The sequence below is a fragment of the Streptomyces sp. CA-249302 genome (assembly GCF_050936785.1).
GTDB lineage: Bacteria > Actinomycetota > Actinomycetes > Streptomycetales > Streptomycetaceae > Streptomyces.
This window is the reverse complement of record NZ_JBNJMG010000001.1, coordinates 8478843-8501435: the sequence shown is the minus strand read 5'-3', so window position 1 is coordinate 8501435 and position 22593 is coordinate 8478843. Positions and strand designations below refer to the sequence as shown.

Here is a 22593-nt window from a genome sequence, read left to right as displayed (position 1 = left end):
CCACCGTCGACGGCCCCGCCGCCCCTACAGCTCCTCGTCGGCCTCCTCGTCCCGCAGTTCCGTCACCCGCTCCAGCAGGATCGCCTCCCAGGCGCGGCGGAGCTGCACTCGCAGGAGCGGGGGCGGGTCCGGGGTTCTGTCCTCCAGGCGTTCCGCCAGGCGGATCACCGTGTCGCAGCGGGCGAGCCACAGGCCGCGCAGACAGGGGCGGGCGCCGTAGCCGGCGAGGGTGGCGGCGCGGACGGCCGCCGGGGAGCCGACGGCGATCGCGAGGCCCGCGATGTCCTCGGCGGGGTCGCCGACGGCCGCGTCGGTCCAGTCGAGGATGCCGCGCACCCGGCCGTCGGCGCTGACGACGAGGTGCTCGCCCTTGAGGCCGTGGTGGACCAGGACGGCGGTGCCGGGCTGTGCCGCCAGCTGGACGGCGGCGGCCGGAGTGAGCTGGTGGAGGCGGGCGGCGTCGAACTCGTCGGCCGCGGCGAGCCGCCCGGCGGCGTGTTCGGCGGCCCGGCGCAGCGCCTCCAGGGAGCGCGGGGCGGTGCGCGGCAGACCCAGCGTCTCGGCCTGGCGGGCGGGCACCTCGCGCAGTCCGGTGAGCAGCCCGGCGAGGTCGGCCTCGCCGACCGCGGACACGTCGTGCTCCTCAGCCGAGCCGCCCGGCACCTTGGTGTCGAGCGTGTACGTCAGCCCGGGCGCCCACTCGCCGTGCGCCACGCTGGTCGGCACGGCGACCGGGAGGTGCGGGCGCACCAGGTCGCGCAGGCGCAGTTCGCGGCGCTGGCGCAGGGCGGCCTCGCGGTCGGGCGCGAGCCGCAGCACATGGCGGCCGCCGACCCACCAGGTGGAGTGCTCGCCGCCCTCGGCGACGGGCCGCACCTCGGGTCCGGCGGCGCCGCTCGCGCCGTCCTTGAGCAGGGAACTGACCAGCCGGCGGACGGTGTCCGCGGTGGGTGTCGGTGCCTGGGTCATGGTCGCGCCGTCGTCACTCGGGGGTGTTGGGGCTCCTGGTGGCTGCTTCAGTCCACTATGACCATCTCGCGGTCGGTGTTGTTGAGCCGGCGCCCGCCGTGCTCGGTGACCGTGACGATGTCCTCGATGCGCACCCCGAACCGCCCGGGCAGATAGACGCCGGGCTCCACGGAGAAGCACATGCCGGGCACGAGGGGCTGCCGTTCGCCCTCGATCATGTACGGCGGTTCGTGCGTGGTGACGCCGATGCCGTGCCCGGTGCGGTGGATGAAGTACTCGCCGTATCCGGCGTCCTCGATGACCGCGCGGGCGGCCCGGTCGACCTCCTGGCAGGCGACGCCGGGCCGCACCGCCTTGAAGCCCGCTTCCTGGGCCTCCCGGACCAGGTCGTGCACCCGGCGTTCCTCGTCGGTGGGTTCGCCGACGTGGACGGTGCGGGAGGTGTCGGAGCCGTAGCCGTCCTTGAGGCCGCCGAAGTCGAGGACGACCATGTCGCCGCGCTCGATGACGCGGTCGCCGACCTCGTGGTGCGGGTTGGCGCCGTTCGGCCCGGAGGCGACGATCGTGAAGTCGACCTGCGAGTGCCCGAACTGCCGCAGCAGGTCGGCGAGATCGGCACCGACCTCGGACTCCCGGCGGCCGCCGAAGGGAACCTTCCGGATCTCCTCGAACGTTGCGTCGGCGGCCGCTCCCGCGGCCGCCATCAGCTCGAGTTCGGCTTCGTCCTTGACGGCGCGGAGCATCGGCAGGGCATCGGTGAGGGAGGCGTACGAGGTGCCGGGCAGCGCCTGCTGCAGGCCCAGGAGGTGCATCGCCCAGGCGTTGTCGCTGATGCCGAACCGGCCGCTGACGTCGAGCAGGGCGGCGGTGGCGGCGTAGGGGTCCTTGCCGTCGGTCCAGTCGCGCAGGCTCAGGGCGGACGCCCCGGCCGCCATCGCGGCGTCCGGGGCCTCCAGGGTGGGGACGACGAGGACGGGGGCGCGGCCGACGGCGAGGACCAGCAGGGTGAGCCGTTCGGTGGCGGCGGTGGGCGCGTAGCCGGTGAGCCACACCAGGTCCGGCCCCGGCGCCACGAGGAGCCCCGCGAGCCCGGCGTCGGCGGCCGCGTGCGCCGCACGGTCCATCCGGGCCCGGTAGTCGTCGGCGGTGAAGGGCGCGAGCGTGCTGCCGGTCATCCGGGCCTCCCTGGGCGGGTGAAGGGACCACAAGGGACTACGGGCAGCATCCTGCCCGGACCGCGGGGCCCGCGCGACCGGTCTGCCGGTGTTCCGGGTCCTGTGCCGGTCATGGCGTCAGCTCTCCAGGGCGAGCCGCACACCGAGCAGGAGCAGCACACCGCCGGAGACCTGTTCCAGGCGCCGGCGCACCCCGGCGCGGGAGAGCACGGTGCGCATCCGGCCCACGAACCACACGTACAGGCCGTAGTAACCGACTTCGTAGACCGCCCAGAGCGCGGCGAGGCCCACCATGGCGGGCAGGTGCGGGGCGCCCCGCGGCACGAACTGCGGCAGGAAGGACATCGCGAAGACCGCGGCCTTGGGGTTGGCGAGGTTGAGCAGCAGCCCGCCCCGGTAGGCGGCCCAGCCCGTCCTGCCGCCGCTCTCCCGGCCGTCGGCGGCTTCCCCCTTGCCGCGCCGGGCCTGCCGCAGCGCCTGGACGCCGAAGCCGACCAGGACGACCGCGCCGACGATCCGCATCACGTCGTACGCCAGTTCGGAGGCCGCGAGCAGCGCGGTCAGGCCCAGGGCCGCGACGACGCCCCAGACGAACACCCCGGTCTCGTTGCCGAGCACGGTGAGGAGACCGGAGCGTCTGCTGTGCAGCGACTGCTTGATGATCAGCACCGTGCTGGGCCCGGGCGAGGCGGCGATCAGCGTGCAGGCGCCGAGGAAGGCGAGAAGGGTGCTCAGCATGGGCTCATGGTGGCCGGTGGCGCGGCGCCGGACCAGTGGTTTTCACGGTCCTGACCGCCAAGGGGCGAGCGGTCGTCGTTCACGGTCAGGTAATGATCCCCGGGACGACCGTCAACTGCTGGTAGCCGCCGCTGCGGTGACGGACCGTCAGGGTCACCTCGGTGCCGGGGCGGGTGTCGGCGACGGCTCGGGCGAGGTCCGCGGCCGAGTCGATACGGGTCCGGTCGAACGCCAGGAGTACGTCGCCGCGGACCAGGCCGGCCGTGTAGCCCGGGCCCGGCACGTGCACGCCGACGACCAGCGCGCCCACCTTGTCCGAGTCGACGGCCTCCAGGCCGAGGGTCGCCGTGCCGGGCGCCCGGGACGGGGAGGGCGACGCGGTGGAGGGCGCCGCCGACGGGCCGGGGCGGGCCGAGGGGTGGGTCTGGGCCTGTTGTCGCAGGTCGGCGAGTTTACTCAGGCCGATGACCGTGGCGCCGACGGTGCCGATGCCGACCCCGCACAGCACCAGGACCGTCCCGACGAACAGGCCGAAGAGCGCGGCCCGCAGCCGCCGGGCCCGCCGGCGCGCGGCATGCGGGCGCCGGGCCGGGGCGCCGCCGGACCTGGTGGTGCCAGGGTCCTGGCCGGGCATCGGCTTGGGACGCAACGCTGTCTGTTCCATGGATCGCCTCCGGCTGGATCGCTACCCGGAGCGCCGGCGCACGACGAGCCACGAACGAGTGAGACTGACCGGTGGTCAAAGCCGGGAAGCCATGCACCTTCCGGGGAGGAGCGCGAGGTCACCCGCGTGCGCCCAGCGCCTGCGCCAGCGCCGCGGCCGCTCCGCGGAGTGAGCCCGTGCACACCAGTTCCGTCCGGTGTACGACACGTGGGTGGGTGAGCGGGACGGCGACCGTGCCCGGCACTCCGGTGGCCGCGGGCTCCGGCAGCAGGGCGAGGCCGCGGCCTGCTGCGGCGAGGGCGGTGAGGGTGCGGACGTCGGTGCCCTCGTAGCGCAGGGCGGGACGGAAGCCGTGGCCGCCGTTCGCGGCGCGCAGCTGGGCCAGCGGGAGGCCCGCACCGGGGGCGTCGAGCCAGCGGGCGTCGGCGAGGTCGCCGAGGCGCAGACCGGCGCGGCGGGCCAGGGGATGCGCCGCGGGCAGGAGCACGCACACCGGCTCCTCCCCCACGCCGTGCGTGGTCAGCGGCGCCACGTCGGGCAGCCGCAGGGGGTCGCTGGGGGCGGCCAGGCCGTCGACCAGACCGAGGTCGGCCGTGCCGGTGGCGACGGCGGCCGGGACCTCGTCGCGGGGCAGGACGCGCAGAGTGACGCCGGCCGCCGGGAGCGCGACGACGGCCTGCGGGGTGAGCGCGGTGGGGGCGGCGGCGAGCGTCAGGCCGTGTTCGGGCGCGGAGGCCACCCGTACGACGTCCGCGCGGGCCGCGTCCAGGCGCAGCAGCAGCGGGCCCGCGTGTTCCAGCAGCCGTTCACCGGCCGGGGTCGGGGCGACCGGGCGGCGGGTGAGGAGGGGCGCGCCCAGGTCCTGTTCCAGGGTCGCGATGTGCTGGGACACCGCCGACTGGGTGTAGCCGAGCTCGCGGGCGGCCTCGGAGAAGGAGGCGAGGCGGGCGACGGTGACATAGGTGCGCAGGAGGTGCGGGTCCATGCCCATCAGGGTGCCATTAGGCGGGCTTATCGAGAGTGCAGAAATCATCGTTGGACGCGATTCAGGCGGGGCGCCCAGGATGAGGTCATGCCGAACAACGCAGCCCGTATCGCGAAGATCGCCCTGGTCGGGGACCGCTCCCCCAACGTCGTGGCGCACACGCGCATCCCCCTTCTGCTCGACGCCCTCGCCGAACGCGACCGCCTGGTCCTCGACGCCTACTGGATCCCGTCCGAGGACGCGGAGGCGGCGGACGCCGTGCGCGGGTTCGACGCGGTGTGGGTGGTGCCCGGCAGCCCGTACCGCAGCCAGGCGGGTGTGCTGTCGGCGATCCGCACGGCGCGCGAGGACGGCATCCCGTTCCTCGGCACCTGCGGCGGCTTCCAGCACGCCATGCTGGAGTTCGCCCACGATGTGTGCGGCCTGACCCGGGTGGCGCACGCGGAGAGCGACCCGGACGCCGAGGACCTGCTCATCGAACCGCTGGCCTGCTCGCTCGTCGGCCACGAGGGCGTGGTCGTGCTGGAGGCGGGCTCGCTCGCCCAGTCCGTGATCGGTTCGGAGCGCACGGTCGAGCGCTACTTCTGCAAGTACGGTCCCTCCCGTCATCTCGACACGCTGCGCGCGCACGGGATGCGCTTCTCCGGCCTCGACGAGGACGGCAACGTCCGGATGGCCGAACTCCCCGGCCACCCCTTCTTCCTGGCCTCCCTCTTCCAGCCGGAGCTGGCGGGCGACGGCTCGCGCCCGCACCCGATGGTCCGGGCGCTGGCGCGGGCCGCCGTGGAGCACGCGGCACGGGCGGAGCGTCAGCCGGTGTGACCCCCGTGGCCGCCGCCGTGCCCGGCACCGTGGTCGAACTTCATCGCCTCCGCGGGCATGACGACGAAGGGCCGCATCATGCCCATGTCCTCGTGTTCGAGGAGGTGGCAGTGGTACATGAACCGTCCGTACGCGCCGTCGAACTTCCCCATCACGCGCAGGACTTGCCCGCCCGGCACCCGGAACACGTCCTTGTGGCCGAGTTCGTTGGGCGCGAGCGGGATCTGCGTGCCCGGGTCGAACGCGATCGGCGTGCGTGTGCCGCCCACCGCCGGGTCGAAGCCCGAGACGTCGTAGGGGTCCCGGCCGAGGAGTTGGAAGTCGGCCAGGTGGATGTGCATCGGGTGGACGATCGGCGCGAGGTTGAGGAAGCTCCACTGCTCGTAGGAGCCCTCGGCGATGGTGAAGCCCAGGCCGTCGTTGAACGTCCTTGAGGTGCGCCGGTACGTCTTCGTCGTGCCGTCGGCTCCCTGCAGCTGGATGACGCCGTCGGTGGGGACCTGGAGGTCGCCGGGGTCGGTGACCTCGGTCATCTCCCAGATCTCCGGGTGCCCGCCGGCGCCCTTGGTGGCGGGCGGGGTGAGCACGATCAGGCGGTGGCCGTGCGGGATGTCGTGCGTGAGGCGGCGGAAGGAGCCGGAGAGCACCTCGGGCAGCTCGAAGGTGTCCGCCTGACCACAGGCGCCGACGCGGAACTCCAGTACGGCCGGGTAGCGCACGTCACCCGCCGGGTCGGGTACGCCCGCCGGCTGGTTGCGGCCCTTGTTGACCAGGCGCAGCTTCCTGCCCGCGAGGCCCCGGAAGTCGACGAGCAGGTCGAAGCGCTCGGCCGGGGCCGCGGTAAGCGTGGGCAGCGCGCCGTCGAAGTCGACCGGGACCGGGCGGGGCAGCAGCCCGCCGTCGCTGCCGATCTGGTGGACGACGCCCGGCACCGGGTTGCCGTCCTCGTCGACCAGGACGAGGTTGTAGATGCGCGCGTTGGACGCGTTGACCAGCCGGAAGCGGTACCAGGCGGCGTCCACCTCGGCGTACGGCCAGATGCGGCCGTTGACCGTGGTGTACGGGCCGGTGAAGGGGATGGTGACCGGCTTGCCCGTCTCCGGGTTCTGCTGCTGGACGATCACCGTCTTGTGCAGCAGCCGGCCGTTGAGGCGGCCGTCCTCGTCGGTGTCCAGGTTGCGGTCGGCGAGCAGCAGCGGGATCTCCCGCTCCCCGCAGGGGAGTTGGAGCGCGTCCTCCTCGTCGTCACGGACGAGGTAGGTGCCGTACAGGCCGGTGTGCACGTTCCACCGCGTGATGTTCATGGCGTGGTCGTGGTACCACCACTGCACCGCCTGGTGCTCGTTCGGGTACTCCGCCGGCTGGGCGTCGCCGAAGCCGACCGCGTTGTCGGCCCAGCCGTCGTTGCCGCCGCCCGTCTGCGCCCCGTGCAGGTGGGTCACCGACCAGGCGGGAAGGGCGGCGACGTCCTTGTTCGGCTCGACGCCGCCGCGGCCGGGCTCGGTGCTCGGTGGCGCGGAGCCCGGCGCGCCGAGCGGCACCTCCACCGAAGTGACCGGATACTCGCTGCCCCTGGGGATCCGGTTGGTCCAGGCGATCCGGACCCGCTGCCCCCGGCGCACCTCGATGGTCGGGCCCGGCACCTGGCCGTCGTATCCCCACATCAGGGTCGGCGGGAGCTGCGGGTGCAGCCGCACCCAGGTCGGGCGCAGGGCGATCTCCGTCTCGCGCAGGACGTCCCCGGAGCCGGGCCGCAGCACCGGCGGGACGGGCAACCGCGCCACGTACGGCGCCAGTTCGTCCGGAGCCGGTGCCGCGTCCCCCGCGTCGCCCTCGGTGATCCTCTCGATGATGTCGGTCAAGATCGAACACCCCCGTGTGTTCTGTGGTCTTGTTCCCTCACCTCGCATGACTAGCGGCGCATCACGGAAGTTCCGGGAATGCCCTGTTCCGCCCGAAAGGGTGAAAGATTCCGGACATCACAGGACGGGTACCGCGGGCGGCTGATCGGGCAGGAAGGTGTGCGTGCGGCGGCACAGGTAGGCCGACTTGTACCGGTCGACCTGCTGGTGCCAGTTGAGGATGCCCGCCATCCAGTTCTGGAGGTCCTTCACATAGTTCCGCATGACCTCGCGTGCTTCTTCCGGGAGGTCGAAGTCGTCGTAGACGACGGGCAGTTCGTTCTCGGCGACGTGCTGGAACTGCTGCATGCGCTGGGTCATGAGGTCGTGGACGACCGAGAGGGCGGTCGGGTAGTCGACGCCGAAGAAGTTCTGCACGACGAGGATCGCGTTGTGGATCTCGCCCTCGTACTCGATCTCCTTCTGGTACGAGAAGACGTCGTTGATCAGACAGCCGTAGTCGATCGCGGCGTTCTCCAGGGAGCGGACCGGGCCGCTGCGGTAGACCTCGGGCGGGACGGCGGGGCCGTGGCCCATGCGGCACAGGCTCAGGGTGAGGTCGGAGCCGAAGGTGGCGCGGCGCATCTCCAGGTAGTCGACGGGGTCGGGGATGCGGTTCTGCAGTTGGTTGGAGAGCTCCCACACCCAGCTCTCGGTCATCACGTTCACCGCGTCCTTGAGGGTGCGCCGTTCGTCCGGGGTCATGCCCGCCGTGGTCCGCGACCAGAGGTCGATGAGGCCGCGTTCCATGCCGTTGACCGGGACGAGGGTCTCCTCGCCGTCCACGGGCATGCAGTCCGACAGGCGCTGTGTGGTCAGCCGGGCGGCGGCGAGGTCGCGGCGGTTGCCGAAGACGAGCGGGTAGTAGTCGTCGCCGTAGGTGCCCCAGGCGAGCCAGTGGGCGCTCAGGTCGAGGGATTCGGGGGTGGCGTCCGGGTCGAGGCCCGCGGAGCAGAGCGCGAGGTCGCACGCGGCGAGCTTGTCCTCGTCCCAGACGCCCTCCTGGAGCATGCCCATGGCGTGCATCCAGGCGGTGAGCCGGGGCCGGGCGGCCTCCAGGTGGGAGCTGAGCTCCACCTCGAAGGGCATGTGGAAGTCGGGGAGCAGGGACGGGCCGACCTTCTGGAAGGGCACGTGCGTGTACGCGCGAAGGCGCTCGGCGCCGGCCGCCGCGAGCAGCGCGCCGACGTCGGCCGCGGAGGTGCCGGGGCCGGTCAGGCCGTGCCATGGATTCGTCGTACGCGCGCGTGCGTTCATGTACCGGCTGGAGCGCAGGTGCCATTCGTGGCCGCCGGACTGCCAGTCCTGGAGGCCCTGGGTGTACTTGGCGACGGCGGCCGCCTCGGGCGGGGTGAGACCTTTCTCCAGGGCGAGTGCGGGCACTTCGGTGAGCGCGGTGTGCTCGAACTGGTGCAGGCGTGAGGTCAGGATGTCGTTGACGGTGTCGGCGGCCTCCTGGGTGGTGCAGCCGAAGAAGGTCTCCAGGACGAGCACGCCGTTGCTGTTCTCGCCCTCGTCCTCGACCTCGCGCTGGTAGGAGAAGAGGTCGTTGCGCAGGTGGACGGCGTCGGAGAAGGTCTCCATCAGCACCCGCAGCGGCCTCGACTCCGCCACGGACGAGGGGACTTCGGCGGTCGCGTACTCCACCAGCCCCGCCGACCAGGGCGCGCCGCCCACCTTGCGGCGCATCTCGACGTACTCGACCGGGTTGGCGATCCGCCCCTCGTTGATGTTGGACAGCTCCCACAGGGACTCGTTGAGGAGGTGCTCGGTGGCCACGGCGAAGCGGCGGCGCCAGTCGGCGGACATGGACGGCACCGTGCGCGTCCACAGGTCCGCGAGGCCGGCCTCGACGGGGTTCTCGGGCTCGGGCATCGGGGTCGACAGGTCCATCGGCATGAACAGCGGCAGCCGGTCCAGGTAGGCCTTGCCGCCGGCGCGGTCCTGGGTGCGTTTGAAGATCTCCAGGAAGTGGTCGTCGAAGAAGAAGACCCACACGTACCAGTCGGTGATCAGCGAGAGCGCTGGGCCGTCGCACTCGGGGTGGGTGTAGGCGCAGAGCAGTCCGTAGTCGTGCGCGTCCAGGTCGGACTGCTCCCAGACCCCGGACCCCTCCAGCATGCCCATCTCCCGCGCCCACGCGGTCGAGTGGGCGCGCGCCTCGTCGACATGCGGGTTCAGCCGCGCCGGGTACGGCATGTAGAAGTGCGGGAGTTCGAAGGGCTGCTGAGTCATGGCCCGGGCCCTACCCAGGCCCTCGGAAGGGCATCCGCGGGCCGGGACATGATCACACCATCGCGTGAATCGAGGGTGAATCCGGGAGTTCTGACGGGCTCTTGTGGCGTTCATCTCTACGCGCGCAGACTACGGAAGTTCACGTGTCCCCCAGTCCTCGACATCCCGCTGTCTCGCAGGAACCGGAGCCCCGATGAACCACCACACCAGAAGCCTCTCCCGCCGTACCGCACTCGCCTCGCTCGCCGGGGCGGCGCTGGCAGGTACCGCGGCCCTGCCCGCCGCGGCGACCGAGCGCCACAGCCGTCCGGTCCGGTTCGCCACCTTCAACGCCTCGCTGAACCGTTCGACCCAGGGCGCGCTGATCACGGACCTGTCCACGCCGGACAACCAGCAGGCGAAGAACGTCGCGGAGACCATCCAGCGGGTCGACCCGGACGTGCTGCTGATCAACGAGTTCGACTACGACGACCAGGGCGCCGCGGTCCGGCTGTTCCTGAAGAACTACCTCGCCGTCGGGCAGAGCGGCGCCCGCCCGATCCACTTCCCGCACCACTTCACGGCACCGGTGAACACCGGCGTGCCCTCGGGCGTGGACTTCGACGGCAAGAACGGCGTCGTGACGACGCCCGGTTCGGACGCGTACGCGCAGGACTGCTTCGGCTACGGCTTCTTCCCGGGACAGTACGGCCTGGTGGTGCTCTCCAAGTTCCCGCTCGCCGCGCGGGCGGTGCGCACCTTCCAGAACTTCCTGTGGAAGGACATGCCTGGGAACGTGATCCCGCCCGGCTACTACAGCGACGCTGCCCTCGCGGTCTTCCGCCTCTCCTCCAAGAGCCACTGGGACGTGCCGGTGCACATCGGCCGCGAGACGGTGCACTTCCTGGTGTCGCATCCGACACCGCCCACGTTCGACGGCACCGAGGACCGCAACGGCCGGCGCAACCACGACGAGATCCGCCTCTGGGCCGACTACATCGGTGGCCGGCAGCACAGCGCCTACCTGTACGACGACAAGGGTGTGCGCGGTGGGCTGCGGCCCGGCGAGCGGTTCGTGATCGCGGGCGACCAGAACGCGGACCCGCTGGACGGCGACAGCTACGACAACGCCATCCGGCAGCTCCTGGAGCACCCCGCGGTGCGCCTGCCGGCCACCCCGCCGGCCAGCGCGGGCGGCGTGGAGGCGGCGCGGCTCCAGGGCGGCGCGAACATCGGCCAGAAGGGCAACCCGGCCTACGACACGGGCGACTTCAGCGACACCGCGCCGGGCAACCTGCGCGTGGACCACGTCCTGCCGTCGAAGGGCCTGGTCCCCGGTCGGAACGGCGTGTTCTGGCCGACCTCCGACGACCCGCTGTACCGCCTGGTCGGCGACGGCAGGACGGTGGTCACCTCGGACCACCGGATGGTGTGGCAGGAGATACGGCTGGGCTGACCGACGGCGCTACGAGCCCCGCACCGCCCGTCCCACCTCCGCCCTCAGCTCGACGAACTCCGGCAGGCCCCGGGTGCCTATCTGGTCGCGCTTGCCGGGGAGTTCGACGGGGAGGTCGAGGACGACGCGGGAGCCGGGGCCCGGGGAGAGGACGACGACGCGGTCACCGACGTAGACGCTCTCGTCGATGTCGTGGGTGACGAAGACGATGGTCGCGCCGTCGGTGCGGTGGACCTCCAGGAGGAGGTCCTCCAGGTCCTCGCGGGTCTGCGCGTCCAGGGAGCCGAAGGGTTCGTCCATGAGCAGCAGCGAGGGGCGGCAGACCAGGGCGCGGGCGATGGCGACGCGCTGCTGCATGCCGCCGGACAGCTGCCAGGGGTGGCGGCGGCCGGCGCCGTCGAGGCCGACACGCTCCAGGATGCGTTCGGCCTCGGCGCGGCGCTCGGCCCTGGCGAGGCCGCGGCGGCGCAGCGGGAGGGCGACGTTGTCGCGGACGGTGAGCCAGGGGAAGAGGGAGCGGCCGTAGTCCTGGAAGACGACGGCGAGTTGGTCGGGGACGCCGGTGACGGGGGTGCCGTCGACGGTGACCGTGCCCTCGCTCGCGGCCTGAAGGCCGGCGACGATGCGCAGGAGCGTGGACTTGCCGCAGCCGGACGGGCCGACGACGCACAGGAGTTGGCCGTCCGGGACGGTGAGGGTGATGTCGTTCAGGACGGAGTGGTCGCCGTAGCGCTGGCCGAGGGCGTCGAGGCGGAGGGTCACGGTGTCGTCCTTCCCCGTCCGATCAGGCGTCTTTCGACCGCCAGCAGAGCGGTGTTGAGCAGGTAACCGAGGACGCCGAGCAGGAGCAGGACGGCCCAGACGGTGAGCAGGTCGGAGCGGGACTGGGCGTCGGTGAGGGTGAAGCCGATGCCGCCCGCGGTGCCGGGCAGGAGTTCCGAGAAGACCATGAGGATGAGGGCGAGGGACAGGCTCAGGCGGAGGCCGGCGAAGATGCGGGGCAGCGCGGAGGGGAGCAGCAGGAAGCGGAGCCGTTCGAACGGGCCGAGGCGCAGGACGGCGGCGACGTCGATCCGGAGGGGGTCGGTGTTGCGCACGCCTTCCGCGGTGTTGATCAGAACCGGCCACACGGCGCTGAAGGCGATCGACGCGATCTGCATGGGCGTACCGAAGTCGAGGACGACGACGAAGACCGGCACGAGTGCCGGGGGCGGGACGGCGCGGGCGAACTGGAGCACCGGGTTGCACACGGCGTACGCCCACCGCGACCGCCCGACGACCACGCCGGCCGCGATCCCGCCGACGGCGGCGATCCCGAACCCGGCCGCCATCCGCCCGAGGCTCGGCAGTACGTCCTCGAAGGCGGCCGAGGTGAGGAACAGGTGTCGGACGGATCCGGAGAACCACAGTTCGTAGGCGCGGTGGGCGATACGGCTCGGAGGCGGGAAGTAGACGCTGCTGTGGGCTTGGGCGGCCAACTGCCATACGCCCAGGGCGAGTAGGAGAACCAGGAGGCGGAGGAGAAGGTGGTGGGGCGGGGAGCTGGGACCGCCGGAGGAGGAGGGCGCCGGTGGGACGGGAGACAGCCGCTCCTCCGCGTCGGCGCTCGGCGCCTGTTCCGTCGGCCCACGGCCGCCGGTCGACGCCGAATCCGCGTCCCCGGCCCGCAAAGCACCCGTCTCCCCCTCCGCTTCCCTACCCTCGCCCCCACTCATGTCCCCGCTCCCCGCCGTTCCGGCGTCCAGGGGAACAACCGCCGCTCGCACCACACCAGTACGCCGTTGATGACCAGCCCCAGCGCGCCCGCCCACACCACGCCCGCCAGGACGTCACGCGTGCCGTCGGTGGCCAGGCCCGCCTGGGCTATGAAGATGCCGAGGCCCTCACCGAAGCCGGAGAGGAGTTCCGTGGCCACCGCGAGGATGAGGGCGATCGCGGCCGAGATGCGGATGCCGGCGGCGATGAAGGGTGCCGTGGCGGGGAGTTCGACGCGGAGCAGGACCGAGAGGCGGCCGAAGCCGAAGGCGCGGAGGGTGTCCTTGGCCAGGGGGTCGGTCTCGCCGAGGCCGTAGACCGTGTTGAAGAGGACGGGCCAGACGGAGGCGTACGTGATCAGCGCGACCTTGGTCTCGGTGCCGGTGCCGAGGAGCAGGGAGACGAGGGGGATCAGCGCGACGGAGGGCAGCGGCCGCAGGAACTCGACGATCACGCGTACGGCCGAGTCGACGACCGGCACACTGCCGAGCAGCAGCCCGACGGGGACGGCGATCGCGACGGCCAGCCCCAGCCCGAGTGCCCAGGCGCGCAGGGTGGCACCGACACCGTCCAGGAAGGAACGGTCACCGGCCAACTCCACCGCACGGGCGACGACTTCGGAGGCGGGCGGGAGGTAGCTGCGGCGGACGACGCCGGCTCGCCCGACGACCTCACAGACCCCGAAGGCCAGCGTCACACCCAGCAGACCGAGCCCGAACTCCTGACGCCTCACTTGACCAACAAGGTCGCCGGATCGATCGCCGCCTTCAACAGCCCCTGTTCCTTCATGAGTTCCGTCAGCCGTCGCAGCTGTGCCGCGTCCGTCGACGTCGGATAGGTCGGCAGCCCGATCGTCTTCGCCTGGTCCGCCGTCACCTTGGTGTACTTGGGGAGTTCGTCCCGTACCGCCGTCGGGTCCGACGCCGCGATCTTCGACGCCGCCTCGATGGCACGCCGGAACGCTGCCGCCGCCTCCGGGTGGTACGCGGCGAACTTCTTCGTGGTGACGTATCCGCTGATCGGCAGCGACTGGACCGGCGCCGACCCGCCGTCCAGCAGCACCTTCGCCTTCAACTCCCCCTGGATCGCGCTGTCGAACGGCTCCACCGCATGCACCGCGTCCACCTGCCCCCGCTCCAGCGCGGGCCCCATCTGCGGGAAGGCGATCTGCCGGTAGACGGGCCGGCCGACGCCCTGCTTGTCGAGGATCGCGTTGAGGGTGAGGGACTGGATGTTGTTGAGGATGTTGACGGCGACCTTCTTGCCCGCGAGGTCGGCGACGGTCTTGATCTTCGAGTCCTTGGGGACGAGTACGTCCATCATGTGCGGGGCCGTTCGCACCCCCTCGGCGAGGATGCGCAGGTCGAGCGTGCCCTTCTCGTCGGCCTGAAGGAAGGTCACGTAGTTCGCGCTCGCGATCACGTCGACCTGCCCCTTGGCCAGCGCCGGCAGTGCCTGGATGCTCTGCTGGACGGGCTGGACGGTGACGTCGAGCCCCTCCTTCTTGAACAGCCCCCGGTCCCGTGCGATGTAGAGGGCCGCGGAGTCCGTCAGCGGCAGCGCGGCCACCTTGAGTTTCGTCTGCCCGCCGCCCGTGGAGCTGGAGGAGCCCCCGCCGTCCTCACCGCACGCGGTGAGGAGGAGTGTCAGGGCGGCCAGGACGACCGCCGGTTTTCCGATTCCCGGCCGCAATCGACGTAACGCCATACGGGCATGACTACCAGGAAATTGTCATGATCACCACAGATCGCTCGGCCGGGGCGTCAGTCTTTGGAGAAATACGAAAGGAGTTCCTCCGCCGCCCACGCGAGCCCGTCCGCGACCGCCTCCGCGGCGAGCGGCAGCCACAGCGAGCACGCCGAGAGCCCGCGTCGGCCGGCGTCACCAGCGGGTCCGGGGTCACCAGCGGGTCCGGGGTCACGCCGGTCTCGCCCGCCACGGCGTGGCCGCTCGCGAAGACGTGGTCGAAGCCCAGCGCCTCGGCGGTCCGGGCGGTTTCCAGGATGCCGCCGACCTCGTCCTCGCGGGCGGGCCACAGACGGTGCGGTGCCACTCCGATGCGCGGCATGTCGTTCGGTTTCCCGGCGTCCGGTGGTGCCGAGCGCGAACAGCTCCGGCAGTGGACGACACCCGGGTGCCGTCGTGCGTTCCCTTGCCCGGCCCGGGCCGCCGGGTCACCGTGGTCGCATGAACGTACGCGAGGCTCCGCCCGTCCCGGACGTCTTCGATCCGCGGCAGTACGCGGCCGGGGTGCCGCACGGCTCGTACCGTGTGCTGCGCGACCACCATCCCGTGGCCTGGCAGGAGGAGCCGGAGGTGCTGGGCTGGCCGGCCGGGTCCGGGTTCTGGGCGGTGACCCGGCACGCGGACGTCGTGCGGGTGCTCAAGGACTCGGCGACGTACTCCTCGTGTCTCGGCGCGACCCAGATCCGCGATCCCGCGCCCGAAGACCTGCCGTTCATCCGGCGCATGATGCTCAATCAGGATCCGCCGGGGCACGGGCGGTTGAGGCGGTTGGTCAGCCGGGCCTTCACGCCCGGGCGGATCGACCGGTTCACGGCGCCGGCGCGGGAGCGGGCCCGGACGCTGCTGGCCGAGGCCCGGCGCGAGGCCCGTGCCGGGGACGGGACCGTCGATCTGGTCACCGCGGTGACCGACGACTACGCCCTGCTCAACCTGGCCGACCTGCTCGGCGTCCCGGACGGCGACCGCGATCTGCTGCTGCACTGGACGCAGCGGGTCATCGGCTACCAGGACCCGGACGAGGCCGGACCGGCCGTACTCGACCCGACGGGAAAACCGGTCAACCCCCGCTCCCCCGCCGCCCTGCGGGACATGTTCGGCTACGCCCAGCAGCTCGCCGCGCACAAGCGCCGCCACCCCGCCGACGACGTGCTGACCGTCCTCGCCCAGGATCCCGAACTCGCCGACGCCGAACTGGAGATGTTCTTCTTCCTGCTCACGGTGGCGGGCAACGACACCGTGCGGAGTGCGGCACCGGGTGGACTGCTCGCTCTCGCGGAACATCCGGAGGCCTACGAGCAGCTCCGCAGTGGGAAGGCAGAACTCCCCTCGGCCGTAGACGAGTTGCTCCGCTGGCATCCACCCGTGCTCAGTTTCCGCCGTACCGCCACCGAGGACACGGAACTCGCGGGTCGGCACATCCGGGCCGGCGACAAGGTGGTCGTCTTCCACGCCTCCGCCAACCGTGACGAGCGCGCCTTCACCGACCCGGACCGCCTCGACCTCTCCCGCACTCCCAACCCGCACGTCTCCTTCGGGGACGGACCGCATGTGTGCCTCGGCGCGCACTTCGCGCGGTTGCAGTTGCGGGTGTTGTACGCGGAGGTGCTCGGCGCCCTGCCGACGTTGCGGACCGCGGGTCCGGCGAGGCGACTCGTGTCGAATTTCATCAACGGGATCAAGTCGCTGCCGGTGGAGGTGGATTGAGGGACAGTCAGGCCCGCACCTGGATCAGCGCGTGCGTGCCGCCGGTGCGCCAGCTCTGGCCCTCGGCCGCCACCAGCGCGGACTCGGTCTCCTCGGCCAGGCCCGTGATGACGTCGGACTTCAGGGTGCGCAGGGCGGCCACCGGGCCGGGGAGGTGTGCGGTGACGTCGGCGAAGGGGGTGGTCGGGGGCCAGCGGTGATCGCCCACCAGGCGGCGGTAGTTGAGGTCGCCCTTGACGATGGTGAGCGTGGCCGTGGCGAGGTCCGCGCGCAGGTCGGCGGGGAGGTCCGCGAAGGGCAGGGGCGCGGCGGTGAAGGGGTGGGCGCGGATCGTGAGGCGGCCGTCGGTCGCCGCCGACCAGAGCGTGCGGCCGTACGAGGCCGCGGCGCCCGGGGCCGAGGTGAGCCGGCGGAGGGCGTCGACCACGTCGGCGGTCGTGGCGTCGGAGACGTAGTACGGGTACGGCTTGACGTGCAGGACGGCCCGTTCGACGTGCCCGTGGTCCAGGAGGTGGGCGACGAGCAGCAGGTCGGGGACGAGTTCGCGGCCGGCGTTGTCGGCGATGAGGTGCAGGGTGGCTGTGCCGGCGGGCGGGAGCAGCGACCAGAGGGTGTCGCTGTCGTCGGCGACCAGGCCGGGAGCGGCCTCCTTGGTGTCGGCGCTCGCGTCGGAGAGGCGGAAGCCGAGGTCGGCGCGGTTGCCCCAGAGGGAGCCGTGCAGGAGAGCCCTGGCCCGGTCGGCGGCGGGCAGGTCGGTGAGGTCGTCGAGGGCTTTGAGTTCCTCGTCGGTCTCCGGGGCGTCCAGTTCGGCGAGTTTGAAGGGGCGGAACGGGTCGATGCCCTGCCAGGGACCGGGGGTGAAGTAGCCGACGGCATCGAGGAGTTGGCGGTAGAACCAGCTCTCCGACCAGAGCCAGGGGATGTCGTACCAGGAGCGGCCGGTGTACGCGGCGAGGCCCCACTCGGCCCATCGGTCCCGGTCGTGCGCGTCGGCGGGGAGCGGTTCGATCGTGCCCTTGGTGCAGTTCTCGAGGAGTGCGTCGAGCGCGCGGTGCCGGTCGGGGCCGTACGGGAAGGCCTCCCTGACCTGGCGGATGATCGCGGGGTGCCGCTCGGCGAGGACGCTGAACGGGAAGGAACCCGGCTCGTTGCCGAGGATCAGGGGCGCGGTCGGGGTGTGGGGCATGCGGCTCACGGTATCGCGGGCCTCCGCCGATTCCGATCTCCCGCGTATCGGAGGCGACAGCCGATCCGGTCCCCCGAGTACCGCGCGCGTCAGACCGTCCTGGTCTCCCGCTCCAGGTGGGCGGCGAGGCTCAGGTAGCGGGCGCGGCGGGTGACCGGGACCAGGCCGCGGATCATGACGTGCCACATCTCGGCGACCCGGCGGGGCTGGCGGGCGACCGGCTCCAGAGTGCGGCCGACGACGCGGGTGCCGACGAACCAGCTGACGAGGGCGTGCGCGGTGGCCTCTATGTCGATGTCCGGGTGGACGTCGGACTCCTTGACGGCACCGTGAAGTTTGCGGATGGCAATGTCCCGCCACTCGGTGAAGGGGTGGGCGAGCGGGGGCCGCACCTCCACGGTGCCGGTGGCGAGCCGGAGTCCGGCGCGCTGGATCGGGCCCTCGACGGAGAGCCGGGAGATGCCGAAGGTGAGTCGCATCAGCGTTTCGAGCGAGGAGTAGCCGCGGGCGTCCAGTTCGCTCGCCACCTCGCGCGAGGCGCGGGACTGGAGCTCCATGATCGCGTGCGCCAGGTCCTCCTTGGCCGCGAAGTGGAAGTACAGCGCGCCCTTGGTGACCTGGGCGTGCTCGACGATGTCACTCAGGCTGGTCGATTCGTAGCCGTGCCGGTCGAACAGGTCTGCTGCGGCTGTGATGATCGTCGCGCGGGTCTGCTCGGCGCGTAACTGCCTCGCCATCGACTGGACTCTCCTGTGACCGTAACCGAACACTCGTAGGAAGGAATTGAACCCTCCTGGACTGGAAAGAACGACCGATGCCGCTTGTTTCTCACTCCCCGTACACGATATCTCACCGTCCGGTGGCGCCGGGGGCGACCGCCGAAAACGCCCAAGCCCCTTGCGGAACAAGGGACTTGGGCGTGGTCGTCAAGGGCGCCGGTCGGCCGGGGAGGGAGGAGGACAGGACGCACGGTGACCGAGGACACGTGTAACCCTCCCTCCGCCCGGCAAGCGCAATTGACAGACCGGTCAGCTGCGTTGATCCGTACCCGTGTGCGTTAGCGTACGAGGCAACCGGTTGGCTTTCAATGCGACGTAGGTGACAGCGGGGGCGCGAAGGCCTTCCTCAGAAGGTGAGTTTCCAGTTGTTGAGGGTGCCGGTGTCCTGCGCCGCCGTGTCCTGGACCCGCAGCTTCCAGGTTCCGTTGGCGGTCTCGCTCGACGCGTCCACCGTGTAGGTGGTGCTGACGTTGTCGGCGGAGTCCGAGGAGCTGGCCGCCTTCAGGCGGTAGGTGGAGCCGTCCGGGGCCACCAGGTCGATCACCAGGTCACCGCGGTAGGTGTGGGTGATGTCGACGCCGACCTGAAGGGTCGCGGGCGCGTTGCCGCTGCGGCCGCTGACGGCGATGGAGGACTCGATCGCCGAGCCGTTGTCCGGGACGGCCACGGCGGTGGTGTTGGAGAAGGTGGTGCCGCCGGTCGTACCGCCGGAGGAGCTCACGGCCGCCACGGTCTTCGCCGCGTCGGCCAGGCCCGCGCCGCAGCCGCCCGAGCAACTGCCCGGCAGCGCGCGGGCGTTGTTCTTGATGGCGGTCTCGATCTGGGCCGGGGTGAGCGAGGAGTTGGCCGACTTCACCAGTGCGGCCAGGCCGGCGATGTGCGGGGTGGCCATGGAGGTGCCCTGGTAGTAGGCGTACGACTCCGCGGACGGCGTCTTGGTGCCGGAGTTCAGCGTGGACAGGATGCCGTTGGCGGTCCCGGTGCTGGTCTGGCCGCCGGGTGCCGAAATGTCGACCAGGGAACCGTAGTTGGAGTACGAGGCCTTCGCGCCGGAGCGGTTGGTGGCCGCCACCGAGATCACGTTGTTGCAGTTGCCCGGCGAGTGGTTGGCGACGTTGTCGTTGTCGTTGCCCGCGGCCACGACAACGGTCGTACCCCGGCCGACGGCGGCGTTGATGGCGCTCTGGGTCGCCGAGGTGCACGCCCCGTCGCCGCCCAGGCTCATGTTGATGACCTTGGCGACGTTGGAGTTTGCGGGCACACCGGAGACACTGCCGCCGGACGCCCAGGTGATGGCGTCGATGATGTCGGAGTCGTAGCCGCCGCACTTGCCGAGCACGCGCACCGGGGAGATCTTCGCGCCGTACGCGATGCCCGCGACGCCCTTGTTGTTGTTCGTGACGGCGGCGATGGTGCCGGCCACGTGGGTGCCGTGCCAGGAGGAGCCCGAGGCCGGGATGCCGGAGCCGCACTCGTTCGCGGCGTAGTAGTCGCCGGGGTCGGCGGGGTTGCCGTCGCGGCCGTCGCCGTCCACCGAGACGGCGGTGTCGGCGATGAAGTCGTAGCCGCCGACGATGTTCGCGGCGAGGTCGGAGTGGGTGACGTAACCGGTGTCGATGACCGCGACGGTCACGCCGGTGCCGGTGGAGGTCGGCCAGGCGGCGGGCACGTTCATGCCGGCCGTGGACTCGAAGAGGTCCCACTGCTTGGCGTACTCGGTGTCGTTCGGGTCGGCCTGCGGGGTGTTGAGGCGGTCCGGTACGACGTAGGCGACCTGCGGGTCGGCCCTGAACTCGGCGATCACGTCGGCGACTTGGGACCGGGACGCCTTGTCGCCGAGGTCGACGAGGGCGGCGCCGGTGCCGAGGCGGCGCGTGAAGTCGATGTCCGCGCCCTTGGCAGCGGCGTCGGCCTCGGCGGCCTTGTTCGACTTCGCCTCGGCGGCACCGGACTTGTAGCCGACGATGAGGCGCTCGGCCGGGGTGCCGGGGGCGGCCTCGGTGAGGGCGGCCGGGACGGCGGCCGCCCGGGGCGCGGGTTCCTGGGCGACGGCGACCGAGGCCGTCGCGGCGGTGATGAGAGCGGCGGAGACCGCGGCGACGGATATCAGCTTCCGTCCGCTGGGGGGTGTACGCACGGGGTGCCTTTCGTGGCCGGCTCCGGGCAGCGCGGAGCGGCGGGGAATCGCTTCGTCGTCGAAGCGGCGGGGGGGTGGGGGCGGAACGCGGCGCGTCGGCCGGCCAGGCGCGAGCCGGACCCGTTCGGGGTCACCTGTGGGTCGGCTGTGCTCGAACGATAGGCAAAGAGATGGTCATGCGAATACAGGGGAAACCCTAGATCCGGCCGGAAACTCCCCCTGCCGGACGGCCGGTTGACCTCGTATGCCCCGCTTCACGTCGAGTGTCACGCGGTGAACGCGTCGGACCCGCTTCCCGTACTCCACGGGAGCACCCCGTTCCCGCGCCGGCCGAGGAGACCTCCGGATGTCCCGGATGACCGCACACCGCACCGCCCTGGCGGCCGCCCTCGTCACCCCGTTCCTGCTGCCGCTGTGGGCGGCGGGTACCGCGCAGGCGCACGGCGCGCCGACGGATCCGGTCAGCCGGGCGTACGCCTGCTCGCCCGACGGCGGGGCGAACGCGAAGACGGCGGCCTGCCAGGCGGCGGTCGCCGCCAACGGCCAGCCCTTCACCTTCTGGGACAACATCCGGGTGCCGGACGTGAACGGCCGGGACCGGCAGACGATTCCGGACGGGAAGCTGTGCAGCGGCGGGCTGCCCGCCTACAAGGGCCTCGACCTCGCGCGCGCCGACTGGCCGACGACGAAACTGACCCCGGGCGCGACGCTGACCATGAAATACGCCTCGACGATCCCGCACGCCGGCACCTTCAGGCTGTATCTGACCAAGCCCGGCTACGACCCGACGAAGCCGCTGACCTGGTCCGAGCTGGCCACGCAGCCGTTCGCGTCGGTCAAGGACCCGGCGCTGACGAACGGCGCGTACCGCATCAGCGCGAAGCTCCCGTCGGACCGGACGGGACGGCACGTGCTCTACACGATCTGGCAGACCAGCAGCACGCCGGACACGTACTACTCCTGCTCGGACGTGGTGTTCCCGGCGGCCAAGGGCAGTGGCGCCAAGGCGTCCGCCTCCGCCACGGCGGGCGGCGCGAGGACCGCCGGCGGCACGCCCTCCCCGACGGCCGAGAAGAGCCGTACCCAGACCGCCTCTCCCGCGCAACAGACGACGGCGGAGGCGACTGCGGTGCCGTCGAATCCGGACAGCACCCCGGTCGCCTCCACCGAGAGCGCCGACTCGGGTCCGTCGGCGCCCGTGCTGGCGGGCGGCGCCGCCGCCGTGCTGGTGCTCACCGGCGGCGCCGCCCTGGCCCTGCGGTTGCGTCGACGCTGAACCGGATCAACCGGATCGTCGCCGAACTACCGGGCTACGAGGGTCAGTTGACGTAGACCGTCGCGCCGTTGTCGGTCACCGGGGCGTACTTCGCGGTGAAGTAGCCGGCGCTGAAGCAGAGCGAAGAGCCGGACGTCTTGGTGAACGCCTGGCTGGTGAAGTTGATGCTCGCGTCGTCGTTGCTGGCCGTGCCGGACAGGCTGGCGGCCTGGTAGACGCAGGTGATGCTGCCCAGCAGCGTGGTCAGCTTGACCGTGGTCTGGATGGTGGAACCGCTCGCCGGGGTGACCGTGAGGGTGCCGTCGGAGGCCACGGTGGTGGTGTACGGCAGGTTGTCGACCGTGATGCTGCTGACGCCGAGCACACCGACGACGTTGCTGGTGCAGCTGCTGCTGTCGAAGGTCTGCGCGCCGACCGACTCGGTGGCCGTGCCCGGCGCGGTCGGGTTGTCGGTGACGGTCGCGGTGAACGTCGAGGACGTGCACTTCACGCCACTGGTGCCGGTCGCGCTGGAGTAGAGGGTGGCGCTGGTGCCGCTGGACAGCGGGGCGGTCAGGACGTCGCCGACCGCGACCGCGGTGCCGCCGACCGAACCGGTGGTCAGGACCGGGGTGTCGGCCGCCGAGGCGGGGACGGCGGCGGGGATCGAGAGGGCGGCGACGGCGCCGACGAGGGTGATGAGGGTGCGAGTGCGCATGCGGGAGTACCTCTTTCGAAGTGGGGGGCCGAGGGTTGATGGAACTCGGGGGGCGCGAAAGGCGCGGGACGCCCGAGGGACGTCCGCCGTTGCCGGCCCGTGACGCCTTCTCCGTGCGTCACGGGCCGACGACGACGACCCGCCGGTGACCGGCCGCAGACCCGTGGGGGGAGCCGTCGGCAGGCCGGACGGGGCAGGCGGCCCGGCGCGGACCAGGGGGGAAGTGCCCGTGCCGGGCCGTGGAGGGTGTGTGACGAGCGGCGATGCGCCCGCGTCGGACAACAGGGGTCCGGGAGACGCGGACGGTGCCGCGTGGCTGGATCCGGCGCCACGGATCAGGGGGAAGCCAGAGGCAGTTCTAGACCTGAGTGTCCGTCAACGTCAAGGCA

At 71.8% G+C, this 22593-nt stretch carries 19 protein-coding genes; 4 read left to right on the top strand and 15 right to left on the bottom strand.

Annotated elements, in window-relative coordinates:
* Positions 1–24: 24 nt before the first annotated feature.
* The 5 genes from ACQEWB_RS38420 to ACQEWB_RS38400 form a co-directional block, all read right to left on the bottom strand.
* Entirely contained in the window at positions 25–969 is a 945-nt protein-coding gene (locus ACQEWB_RS38420) for an aminoglycoside phosphotransferase family protein (protein ID WP_432839494.1), read from the bottom strand.
* Between the two features lie 47 nt (positions 970–1016).
* A complete protein-coding gene (locus ACQEWB_RS38415; RefSeq protein ID WP_432839492.1) occupies positions 1017–2144 on the bottom strand; it encodes a M24 family metallopeptidase in 1128 nt (375 codons plus the stop codon).
* Positions 2145–2261: 117 nt separating this feature from the next.
* Positions 2262–2882 carry a LysE family translocator gene (locus tag ACQEWB_RS38410; RefSeq protein WP_432839490.1) on the bottom strand — a complete coding sequence of 207 codons (621 nt, stop codon included), beginning with the start codon at positions 2880–2882 and terminating at the stop codon, positions 2262–2264.
* An 85-nt stretch (positions 2883–2967) separates the two neighbouring features.
* A complete protein-coding gene (locus tag ACQEWB_RS38405) occupies positions 2968–3546 on the bottom strand; it encodes a PDZ domain-containing protein (RefSeq protein WP_432839488.1) in 579 nt (192 codons plus the stop codon).
* 118 nt (positions 3547–3664) lie between these two features.
* The gene (locus ACQEWB_RS38400; RefSeq protein WP_432839486.1) at positions 3665–4531 is read right to left on the bottom strand and encodes a LysR family transcriptional regulator; all 867 of its coding nucleotides are present in this window, start codon (positions 4529–4531) and stop codon (positions 3665–3667) included.
* A gap of 87 nt (positions 4532–4618) precedes the next feature.
* Between ACQEWB_RS38400 and ACQEWB_RS38395 the strand changes: the two genes are divergently transcribed.
* Entirely contained in the window at positions 4619–5353 is a 735-nt protein-coding gene (locus tag ACQEWB_RS38395) for a CTP synthase C-terminal region-related (seleno)protein (RefSeq protein WP_432839484.1), read from the top strand.
* Here the strand turns inward: ACQEWB_RS38395 and phsA are convergent.
* Positions 5341–7215 carry an O-aminophenol oxidase PhsA gene (gene phsA, locus ACQEWB_RS38390; protein ID WP_432839482.1) on the bottom strand — a complete coding sequence of 625 codons (1875 nt, stop codon included), beginning with the start codon at positions 7213–7215 and terminating at the stop codon, positions 5341–5343. The genes ACQEWB_RS38395 and phsA overlap by 13 nt on opposite strands.
* A 117-nt stretch (positions 7216–7332) precedes the next feature.
* Positions 7333–9489: a germacradienol/geosmin synthase Cyc2 gene (cyc2, locus tag ACQEWB_RS38385; protein WP_432839480.1), complete on the bottom strand. Its 2157-nt coding sequence runs from the start codon at positions 9487–9489 to the stop codon at positions 7333–7335.
* Positions 9490–9682: 193 nt separating this feature from the next.
* Here cyc2 and ACQEWB_RS38380 point away from each other — a divergent pair, with 193 nt between their 5' ends.
* Positions 9683–10924, top strand: a complete 1242-nt coding sequence (locus ACQEWB_RS38380) for an endonuclease/exonuclease/phosphatase family protein (RefSeq protein WP_432839478.1) — start codon at positions 9683–9685, stop codon at positions 10922–10924.
* Positions 10925–10933: 9 nt separating this feature from the next.
* Here the strand turns inward: ACQEWB_RS38380 and ACQEWB_RS38375 are convergent, their stop codons facing one another.
* The 4 genes from ACQEWB_RS38375 to ACQEWB_RS38360 are packed head-to-tail and all read right to left on the bottom strand — an operon-like array spanning position 10934 to position 14386.
* On the bottom strand, positions 10934–11686 hold the full coding sequence (locus ACQEWB_RS38375; RefSeq protein WP_432839476.1) for an ABC transporter ATP-binding protein: 753 nt from the start codon (positions 11684–11686) through the stop codon (positions 10934–10936).
* Positions 11683–12639, bottom strand: coding sequence for an ABC transporter permease (locus tag ACQEWB_RS38370; RefSeq protein WP_432839474.1), 957 nt, complete (start codon positions 12637–12639; stop codon positions 11683–11685). The genes ACQEWB_RS38375 and ACQEWB_RS38370 overlap by 4 nt, the downstream gene beginning before the upstream one ends.
* Positions 12636–13412 carry an ABC transporter permease gene (locus ACQEWB_RS38365; protein WP_432839472.1) on the bottom strand — a complete coding sequence of 259 codons (777 nt, stop codon included), beginning with the start codon at positions 13410–13412 and terminating at the stop codon, positions 12636–12638. Before ACQEWB_RS38365 ends, ACQEWB_RS38370 begins: the two co-directional genes overlap by 4 nt.
* Positions 13409–14386, bottom strand: a complete 978-nt coding sequence (locus ACQEWB_RS38360) for an ABC transporter substrate-binding protein (RefSeq protein ID WP_432839470.1) — start codon at positions 14384–14386, stop codon at positions 13409–13411. Before ACQEWB_RS38360 ends, ACQEWB_RS38365 begins: the two co-directional genes overlap by 4 nt.
* Before the next feature lie 480 nt (positions 14387–14866).
* Between ACQEWB_RS38360 and ACQEWB_RS38355 the strand changes: the two genes are divergently transcribed.
* A complete protein-coding gene (locus ACQEWB_RS38355) occupies positions 14867–16129 on the top strand; it encodes a cytochrome P450 (protein ID WP_432839468.1) in 1263 nt (420 codons plus the stop codon).
* A 7-nt stretch (positions 16130–16136) separates the two neighbouring features.
* Here ACQEWB_RS38355 and ACQEWB_RS38350 read toward each other — a convergent pair whose 3' ends face one another.
* The 3 genes from ACQEWB_RS38350 to ACQEWB_RS38340 form a co-directional block, all read right to left on the bottom strand.
* On the bottom strand, positions 16137–17315 hold the full coding sequence (locus ACQEWB_RS38350; protein WP_432839466.1) for a damage-control phosphatase ARMT1 family protein: 1179 nt from the start codon (positions 17313–17315) through the stop codon (positions 16137–16139).
* An 89-nt stretch (positions 17316–17404) separates the two neighbouring features.
* The gene (locus tag ACQEWB_RS38345; RefSeq protein ID WP_432839464.1) at positions 17405–18052 is read right to left on the bottom strand and encodes a ScbR family autoregulator-binding transcription factor; all 648 of its coding nucleotides are present in this window, start codon (positions 18050–18052) and stop codon (positions 17405–17407) included.
* Between the two features lie 388 nt (positions 18053–18440).
* Complete coding sequence (locus ACQEWB_RS38340) at positions 18441–20231, bottom strand: S8 family peptidase (protein WP_432839462.1); 1791 nt, start codon at positions 20229–20231, stop codon at positions 18441–18443.
* Positions 20232–20577: 346 nt separating this feature from the next.
* On the opposite strand from ACQEWB_RS38340, the gene ACQEWB_RS38335 reads away from it, so the two are divergent.
* Positions 20578–21507 carry a lytic polysaccharide monooxygenase auxiliary activity family 9 protein gene (locus ACQEWB_RS38335; RefSeq protein WP_432839460.1) on the top strand — a complete coding sequence of 310 codons (930 nt, stop codon included), beginning with the start codon at positions 20578–20580 and terminating at the stop codon, positions 21505–21507.
* Between the two features lie 43 nt (positions 21508–21550).
* Here the strand turns inward: ACQEWB_RS38335 and ACQEWB_RS38330 are convergent, their stop codons facing one another.
* Positions 21551–22204 carry a Tat pathway signal sequence domain protein gene (locus tag ACQEWB_RS38330; RefSeq protein WP_432839458.1) on the bottom strand — a complete coding sequence of 218 codons (654 nt, stop codon included), beginning with the start codon at positions 22202–22204 and terminating at the stop codon, positions 21551–21553.
* Positions 22205–22593: the final 389 nt, after the last annotated feature.

Excerpts from the sequence above, each read along its gene's own strand:
- ACQEWB_RS38405 (WP_432839488.1), bottom strand. The coding sequence starts at position 3,546 with ATGGAACAGACAGCGTTGCGTCCCAAGCCGATGCCCGGCCAGGACCCT.
- ACQEWB_RS38380 (WP_432839478.1), top strand. The coding sequence starts at position 9,683 with ATGAACCACCACACCAGAAGCCTCTCCCGCCGTACCGCACTCGCCTCG.
- cyc2 (WP_432839480.1), bottom strand. The coding sequence starts at position 9,489 with ATGACTCAGCAGCCCTTCGAACTCCCGCACTTCTACATGCCGTACCCG.
- ACQEWB_RS38335 (WP_432839460.1), top strand. The coding sequence starts at position 20,578 with ATGTCCCGGATGACCGCACACCGCACCGCCCTGGCGGCCGCCCTCGTC.
- ACQEWB_RS38355 (WP_432839468.1), top strand. The coding sequence starts at position 14,867 with ATGAACGTACGCGAGGCTCCGCCCGTCCCGGACGTCTTCGATCCGCGG.
- ACQEWB_RS38410 (WP_432839490.1), bottom strand. The coding sequence starts at position 2,882 with ATGCTGAGCACCCTTCTCGCCTTCCTCGGCGCCTGCACGCTGATCGCC.
- ACQEWB_RS38415 (WP_432839492.1), bottom strand. The coding sequence starts at position 2,144 with ATGACCGGCAGCACGCTCGCGCCCTTCACCGCCGACGACTACCGGGCC.
- ACQEWB_RS38420 (WP_432839494.1), bottom strand. The coding sequence starts at position 969 with ATGACCCAGGCACCGACACCCACCGCGGACACCGTCCGCCGGCTGGTC.
- ACQEWB_RS38370 (WP_432839474.1), bottom strand. The coding sequence starts at position 12,639 with ATGAGTGGGGGCGAGGGTAGGGAAGCGGAGGGGGAGACGGGTGCTTTG.
- ACQEWB_RS38400 (WP_432839486.1), bottom strand. The coding sequence starts at position 4,531 with ATGGACCCGCACCTCCTGCGCACCTATGTCACCGTCGCCCGCCTCGCC.
- ACQEWB_RS38345 (WP_432839464.1), bottom strand. The coding sequence starts at position 18,052 with ATGGCGAGGCAGTTACGCGCCGAGCAGACCCGCGCGACGATCATCACA.
- ACQEWB_RS38360 (WP_432839470.1), bottom strand. The coding sequence starts at position 14,386 with ATGGCGTTACGTCGATTGCGGCCGGGAATCGGAAAACCGGCGGTCGTC.
- ACQEWB_RS38395 (WP_432839484.1), top strand. The coding sequence starts at position 4,619 with ATGCCGAACAACGCAGCCCGTATCGCGAAGATCGCCCTGGTCGGGGAC.
- ACQEWB_RS38350 (WP_432839466.1), bottom strand. The coding sequence starts at position 17,315 with ATGCCCCACACCCCGACCGCGCCCCTGATCCTCGGCAACGAGCCGGGT.
- ACQEWB_RS38330 (WP_432839458.1), bottom strand. The coding sequence starts at position 22,204 with ATGCGCACTCGCACCCTCATCACCCTCGTCGGCGCCGTCGCCGCCCTC.